3 protein-coding genes and 3 pseudogenes are annotated in these 6,492 nt (G+C 41.4%); 3 read left to right on the top strand and 3 right to left on the bottom strand.

Going from position 1 to position 6,492, the window contains the following annotated elements; all coding sequences use genetic code 11:
- Positions 1-124 precede the first annotated feature (124 nt).
- A pseudogene (locus Abin_RS09785) lies at positions 125-731 on the top strand (transposase).
- Between the two features lie 167 nt (positions 732-898).
- Here the strand turns inward: Abin_RS09785 and Abin_RS15855 are convergent.
- Positions 899-1,693: pseudogene (locus tag Abin_RS15855) on the bottom strand (IS701 family transposase); the annotation flags it as partial.
- A 36-nt stretch (positions 1,694-1,729) separates the two neighbouring features.
- Positions 1,730-3,223 carry a glycosyltransferase family 2 protein gene (locus tag Abin_RS09800; RefSeq protein WP_084593580.1) on the bottom strand — a complete coding sequence of 498 codons (1,494 nt, stop codon included), beginning with the start codon at positions 3,221-3,223 and terminating at the stop codon, positions 1,730-1,732.
- A 334-nt stretch (positions 3,224-3,557) separates the two neighbouring features.
- Between Abin_RS09800 and Abin_RS09805 the strand changes: the two are divergent.
- Positions 3,558-3,969, top strand: a pseudogene (locus Abin_RS09805) (transposase); the annotation flags it as partial.
- A gap of 158 nt (positions 3,970-4,127) precedes the next feature.
- Positions 4,128-5,558 carry a hypothetical protein gene (locus tag Abin_RS09810; RefSeq protein WP_146867742.1) on the top strand — a complete coding sequence of 477 codons (1,431 nt, stop codon included), beginning with the start codon at positions 4,128-4,130 and terminating at the stop codon, positions 5,556-5,558.
- Between the two features lie 40 nt (positions 5,559-5,598).
- On the opposite strand, the gene Abin_RS09815 is transcribed toward Abin_RS09810, so the two are convergent.
- Positions 5,599-6,355, bottom strand: a protein-coding gene (locus Abin_RS09815) for an IS5 family transposase (RefSeq protein WP_146867741.1) whose coding sequence is annotated in 2 segments (ribosomal slippage) — positions 5,599-6,186 and positions 6,188-6,355 — 756 coding nt in all. Because the reading frame shifts where the segments join, the coding sequence is not laid out codon by codon here.
- Between the last annotated feature and the right edge of the window lie 137 nt (positions 6,356-6,492).

Raw genomic sequence — 6,492 nt, forward strand, 5'->3', positions numbered from 1 at the left:
GATCGAGGTCTGGCTGGAGATCAAACCAGTCCTGTCGTCGTTTCAGGACTTGGAGGGTTCGAAAAACCCTCTGGTTTTGGGCCTCTCTGTGTGATTCCATCGTTTATCTTGCGATGAGGAGTGGGTGATGAAGCAGTCCGGTTTCTTTGATGTTGAAGAGCGGCTTGCTCGTTCGAGAGGTCTTGGTGACCAGCTTGAGGCCTTTTCCCGGACTGTGGATTTTGAGGTGTTCCGTCCTGATCTGGAGCAGGCACTGGCGTATTTAGGCGGGAGCAAAGGCAGTCGTCCGCCGTGTGAGGCGGTATTGATGTTCAAAATTCTGGTCATCCAGACCCTGAACAATCTCTCCGATTAACGACCGCCTGTCCTTCATGCGCTTCTTTTGTCTGGGGCTGTCGGACCGCGTGCCGGATGCCTCAACGATGTGGGCAAACACAGCCTATCGCTCAAAAGCCAACGAAGACTTCATAGCGAAGAAAGGCTTTGTCTCGAAGGTCCATAGGAAAAAGCCGCATCTCAAGCCTATGCCCCGGCATATCCAGAAATCGAATGCTGGAAAGTCGGTTATCCGATCACGTGTCGACCATGTCATTGCTGATCAAAAATCACAAACGGGATTGTTCATCCGGACCATAGGCATAGCGAGAGTTACCACGAGGATTGGACTGGCTAATATCATCTACAATATGCGCCGTATACTGCTCCTGGAGCGGATCGGCGCAGCAGCATAGTAATCCACCAGGTGATCTTCCAAAACGTAGATCTGGAGCCACCACCGCAACCATCAATCAGCACGCCAAAACTCAGAAATCAGGACAAAGGCGCATCAACCAACGGTTCTTCCAACCCTCCACTAAATTCTTCCGAAGCGAGATCTACCAGCGGACGGATAGGCCTAGTCATAAAATCTTTCGCCTTTGGTGCTGGTTTCTCCTGACAGCCGCTGCCAAGCCTCTAATGGCAAGGAGGCCGCAATATCTTTCACTTCACCAGCAACCGCTGGCCTCATACTCCATGAGTTGAACCGATGATTACCTTTCACACCTAGCACATAACTATGTCCCGTGTGCCGTAACCTCCGCTCTACTCCGCCACCACCATAACACTATCGGCGGCAACCCATGCAAACGGAACGTCCGTCAGGACAGCGCGCTCGATCATCCGGGCGGCCAGAGCCGACTTGGTAGTGAATGCAACATCCTCGGGGACATGTTGCGGCTCGCATACGCTGGGATTTTGACGTCCAGCCCTTCGGCAGATAGAGTACCCGATCAATAAATGCATGGCCTTTGTTCGAAACATACGCGGCAAGGATACCAATTTGGCAGTTCGTGATTTTGCCTGCTGCTCCTGTGTATTGCACTCTGACTCAGCAGGAGGAGTTGCCTTTCCTAAGAAAGGCAGTCTCGTCAATCACCAGCACGACCTCATCCGAAGTCAGGTGTTCTGCAACATACTCCCGGTCTGTGTCGCGAAGAGCATCTGCTTCCCAGTGCCCTAGTTCGAGAAGTGCCTGCTGTCGCCACGGACTAGGAGCACCAGCGGCCTCAGTCCGCATCCAATCCGTCTTGTGCGGCTCGTTACCCAAAAGCGCATCGAGAAAATCATTCGCCATTGTCGCAACACACTTCTGCGTGAACAAGGGTCGTAAGCGGCCCTTCACCTCCTGCAGCAAGAGTTCCCAAAGCACCAGAGTTCAGGAAAAAACTCAACTCTAGTGCTGGTTTCTTTATATGTATATATCTAAAAGGCCTTTGACTATGTATTTTAAATCTTCTTTTTCATTGTTAGATAGCATCGATATAAACGGCAATAACCACATGTGTTTTTTTGTGTAAATATTTTTCTTTGACATATGAAGAAGATCGTAAATATTAAAATTGTTGTGGACAATTAATTTTTCAAATGCGTTCGACAAAATTTCTTTTTCATACATGTCATCAAAAACGAAGTGTTCCCATTCAAGTGCCTCACGCCGATTGCATTCCAACTCCTGTTCTGGCGCAACATCATGACCCGGTGCACTTAAAAAAACATTTTGAGAAATTGATCTCAATGAAAATAAATTGTCTTCATAATATTCTGCCTTATATGTCAAAAGAGGAGAAACCCTTAAATCGTCTTTCACGAAAAAAAATCCATCAAATATTTTGTTGTTTTCTACTGCAAATAAATGAATGTATTCTTCATAGTTGTCATAAAAAAAACCATAAACTTGGCAGTAATTACTCTCATCAAAATGATCTGTGGAAAAATGGACTAATTTTCCATCAGATTTCCTTAGCGCGAGATTGCTTCCCCTTGAAGTCTTAATTTTCCGGACGGCTTTAATATCATAACTTGTTAAGATTTTTTCTTTTTCTTCTTCTTTCTGTTGACTTAAAATATTTGCAGCCTCCTTTAAAGCAGATTTTTGTATCTGCATAAATATTTTCTCACATTTTCCGTAGAATTTCTCATAAGAATTATCAGAAATATCATTTCTATTGAAGTGATCCCAATAGGATGAAGAATCTCTTAGATCTATATTTAGACGTCTTTTTATTCTTGTTACAAAGTGTTCCATACTTCTACAGACAAAATGCATTACTCGAGCTTGGTCCCACGATACATTCGGATTTGTCGCGTCTATCCATTGAACAGGATTTCCAAATGTATCAGCATATCTATCTGCTGGTATATCGTAAAATCTATGCGGATTTTTATAATTATTACCAAAACACTCCGGACGAATAAAACTTTTAACTAAAACGTTATCACCAAAATTTTCTTGAGATCTAGCTGTGAATGTTTTCATTATAGGCAGTCTAGGCCTTACAACACGACCTGAACTTCCGTAAATACACCAATTAATAGCGACGCCATCAAAGTTTTCGAATCTATCCAGAAAATCTTTTACATTATCAACCGTAGATAAATATAAATATTCATCCCCATCTAAAAAGCCAATCCAATCAAATCCTTCTTCTTTCGCCATATCGGAGGCTAGTTTTAAGCACTCTCCATGTCTTTTATCATGATCAACTATTTTCTCGGGATGTGTACTATATAATCTCACATCAAATTTTTTTGACGCAGCATTTAATATATTTACAGTCCCATCAATAGAATGGTCATCAAATACAAATATAGTGTCTACCCCCAACGAGAAATGCCAAGCTAACCATCCGGCAATATCACTATATTCATTTTTTACATATAAAGCTAAAGCCACTCTTGACATAATTATACTCCATTAATTTTCGTAACTTACAATACAACAGAAACATAAAAAAGAAAACGCTTGGAACATGCTCTTCTCAAGAAACGGCGTGGAAAATTATTAAAGAGGAGAGTTCAAAAAGCTCCTTGGTTTGAGAGCGCTTATATACTTCCGTTAGTTATATCTGACGATCAGAGTTGACAATGAAGAACCAGAGATTTTCGATATTGACGACCGCCTGAAGGCTCTAGCGGTGGGTGATAGGTATTGTTGAATTCGAATGGTTCTGCTCCTTACCAATCCAAACGACCGCGTAATTGGATGGAAGCAAAGGAGTTCGTAAGGAAGTCCTCGCCTATGGATCGAGCAGAACGATGGTGCCAAATTCTGGCTTCGTATCATTATCACAACGAACTGCATCGTCGTGGCTTCAAGGATATTCTGCTGGCCGTGATCGATGGGCTGAAAGGTTTCCCCGACGCCGTTCGTGGGGTTTTTCTAGAGGCTTTGGTGCAAACCTGCATAGTTCATCAGCTGCGCCATTCGCTGAATTTCGTCACTTGGAAAGAACGGAAATACGCGGAGATCGTCTAGTCCTGAGAGGGGGGTTGGGAAGAGGCCGTTCTATTCTATCCCTTTCCCGCCGAACTCCAAAATTGATTTACACCACCAATGCCATAGAGGCGCCGAACGCTTGGCTGAGGCGGGTCGTCCGGGCCAGAAGGCATTTTCTCAATGATGACGCGGCCCTCAAGCTGCTCTTTCTGGACTAGAACCGGGCCGAGAAAGAACGCCCCCCCCCCGCACAGTTCTCATCATTTTACGTTAACAACCAAAGGCCCATTTGAGAAACAATCCCATTTGATTTTTTCTCAAAAAACATTTAATAATCGAGAAAATTTTATATCGTATGAAGGGTAATGTAATGAAGAAAATAAAAAATGCTGTTTTGTTCAAGACGCATTTTTGGGATTCAGTCGTTGAAAAAAATTTTATTAATGTTCTATTAAACTCTACAGAGGCAGATATTTACATAATAATAGATTCTGATGACTCAAGTATAATTCCTAGTTGGGTTCGCGAGAGAGCAGTCATATTAAATTATACATTTGAATCTGCTGATAAGCTTGGTCTTGCTTGGGGTTATCAAGGTTTTGGAGGATTTTGGTATAATGGTGATTATCATCAGAATATATTTATAAATCAATATGGCTATTATGATTTTATATGTTCCGTCGAATATGACGTGTATGTTAATGAAAATATAGATAGAATTTTTGAAAGAATGAATAATGAAAATATAGATGTGATTTGCAGAATACAAAAAATTCCAAATACGCACTGGTCTCATCTAAACGGCTGTGTCGGATACTACGATGTTGATAAATATATAAATAAAGGATTGTTTTGCATAAGCTTTTTTTCAAGTCAAGCATGTAAATTAATATATAAAAGACGATTGGAGATGTCAGAAGAGAAAATAAAAAATGATATTGCTGCATGGCCTATTGGAGAATGTGTAATGATACATGAACCAATATTGCATAACATGAAAGTGATGGATTTGGAAAAATTTTGTGACTTTATTGATATGTACGATTGGGCTCCCAGTTATGTCAGTAGTCAAATACCTCAAAATATAAGCTGCTTTATCCATCCGTTGGCAGGTCGTGAGAAATATTTTTACACAAATTTTTATCAAAAGTATAAAAGTATAGCTTCTATGGAGGATGATTACGTGGTGAAAGGAATTTTAGATATTCACAAAATAAATGATTTTTCATTTTATGCTAAAGCACTAAATATTGGATTAGAGGAAAAATATAAAAAAATCTTATTTAATAGTTTTAAGATAAATTTTGATAATAAATACAATATTATTAAAAGTGAAAATGAAATATCAAACTATGAAATTCTATCTTGTAATATGTTGGAGTATAATTTTGACCATTTGTTTTTGCGGGAAATAAATGATGATGAAAACTCTTTTCAGTTTGAAGCTCAGTCTGAATTTAAGTTCAAATTACAAACAGAAAATAGAAATAAAAAATATTTAATCATTGTGTCTAGAAATAATTTTGAATGTGAGATAAAATTTAAAGAAAATGAAAATTTATTAAGTTTCGTGAAAAAGAGCTATTCCATTGATAATGCTTGTATTACAAAATTTATTTTTGAAAAAGAAATTCAAGATATTTTTGTGGAAATGAAATCGTTGAAGCAAATGGACTTGTTGTCTATAAAAGTAATAAATAAACTATTTGATGAATTCGATTTGTATAGATCTAACCTTGAATGGGAAGAGTGGAAAGAAACAATCGGAGAATTTGGAAAAATCTCATGCTTTAATATTTGATGTGACAAGGCTTGGATCTCTAATACATTAGAGCGTGTCGTCAGTTAATTTCAATGATAACGGAGAGAAGTTGCAGAGCTGCGAGGAGAGTTGATTTCAGCTTGTCGTAGCGCGTTGCAATGCCTCTGAACTGCTTCAGTCTGGCGAAGAAGCGTTCGATGGTATTTCGTTTCTTATAAAGTAAGAATAGAATTTTCCGGGGATTGCGTCGGTTTTTCTTGGAGAGAATAACCGGTGTGATCCCCCGCTTTTCAAACTTTTCAATGAGGGGAGCGGCGTCGTAAGCTTTGTCGGCGATGAAGCCCTCGGGATCGACTTCATCGAGCAATGGCTCTGCTATCAATGATGTCTGCCCTTTGCCCGGGTGTGTCAGGGAAAGAGCCACAGCCTTTCCCGCAACATCCACAATGGCGTGGATGTTGGTGGTCAGTCCGCCACGGAGCGGTACGATTGCCTGATCCACGCTCTTTTTACGGGCACCCGCACTATGCTGGTGAGCACGGACAATCGTGCTGTCGGTCATCATGGATGCGTTGTCATGCTCAGCAGCCAGATGCCGGAAAATCCGTTCAATCACACCGCTTTCACACCAGCGACGCAGCCGTCGGTGCACGTTCTTCCAGTCCCCCGAACCAGACAGGCAGATCACGCCAGGGAATGCCTGCGCGATAACGATACAGCACGGCTTCGATAAACAGACGGTTATCCGCAGCCGTCCCACCGACATGACTTTCGCGATCTGGGAGAAAGTCCTTTATCCGCTCCCACTGACTATCGCTCAGACCATACCGTCGCATTCACACTCTCTCCGAAAAACAGGGAGAAAACATCACAGATCAGGCAGGAGTGTAAGCTCATTCAAACCCCGCAACATAACTGACGGCATGCCCTATCACTACAGTTGCATATTATGTTGTGAGTGAGCGCGGATAGC

The organism is Acetobacter indonesiensis, assembly GCF_000963945.1.
In the GTDB taxonomy this organism is placed as follows: domain Bacteria; phylum Pseudomonadota; class Alphaproteobacteria; order Acetobacterales; family Acetobacteraceae; genus Acetobacter; species Acetobacter indonesiensis.

Coding starts and splice junctions, on each gene's coding strand:
- Abin_RS09800 (WP_084593580.1), bottom strand. CDS start 3,223: ATGTCAAGAGTGGCTTTAGCTTTATATGTAAAAAATGAATATAGTGAT.
- Abin_RS09810 (WP_146867742.1), top strand. CDS start 4,128: ATGAAGAAAATAAAAAATGCTGTTTTGTTCAAGACGCATTTTTGGGAT.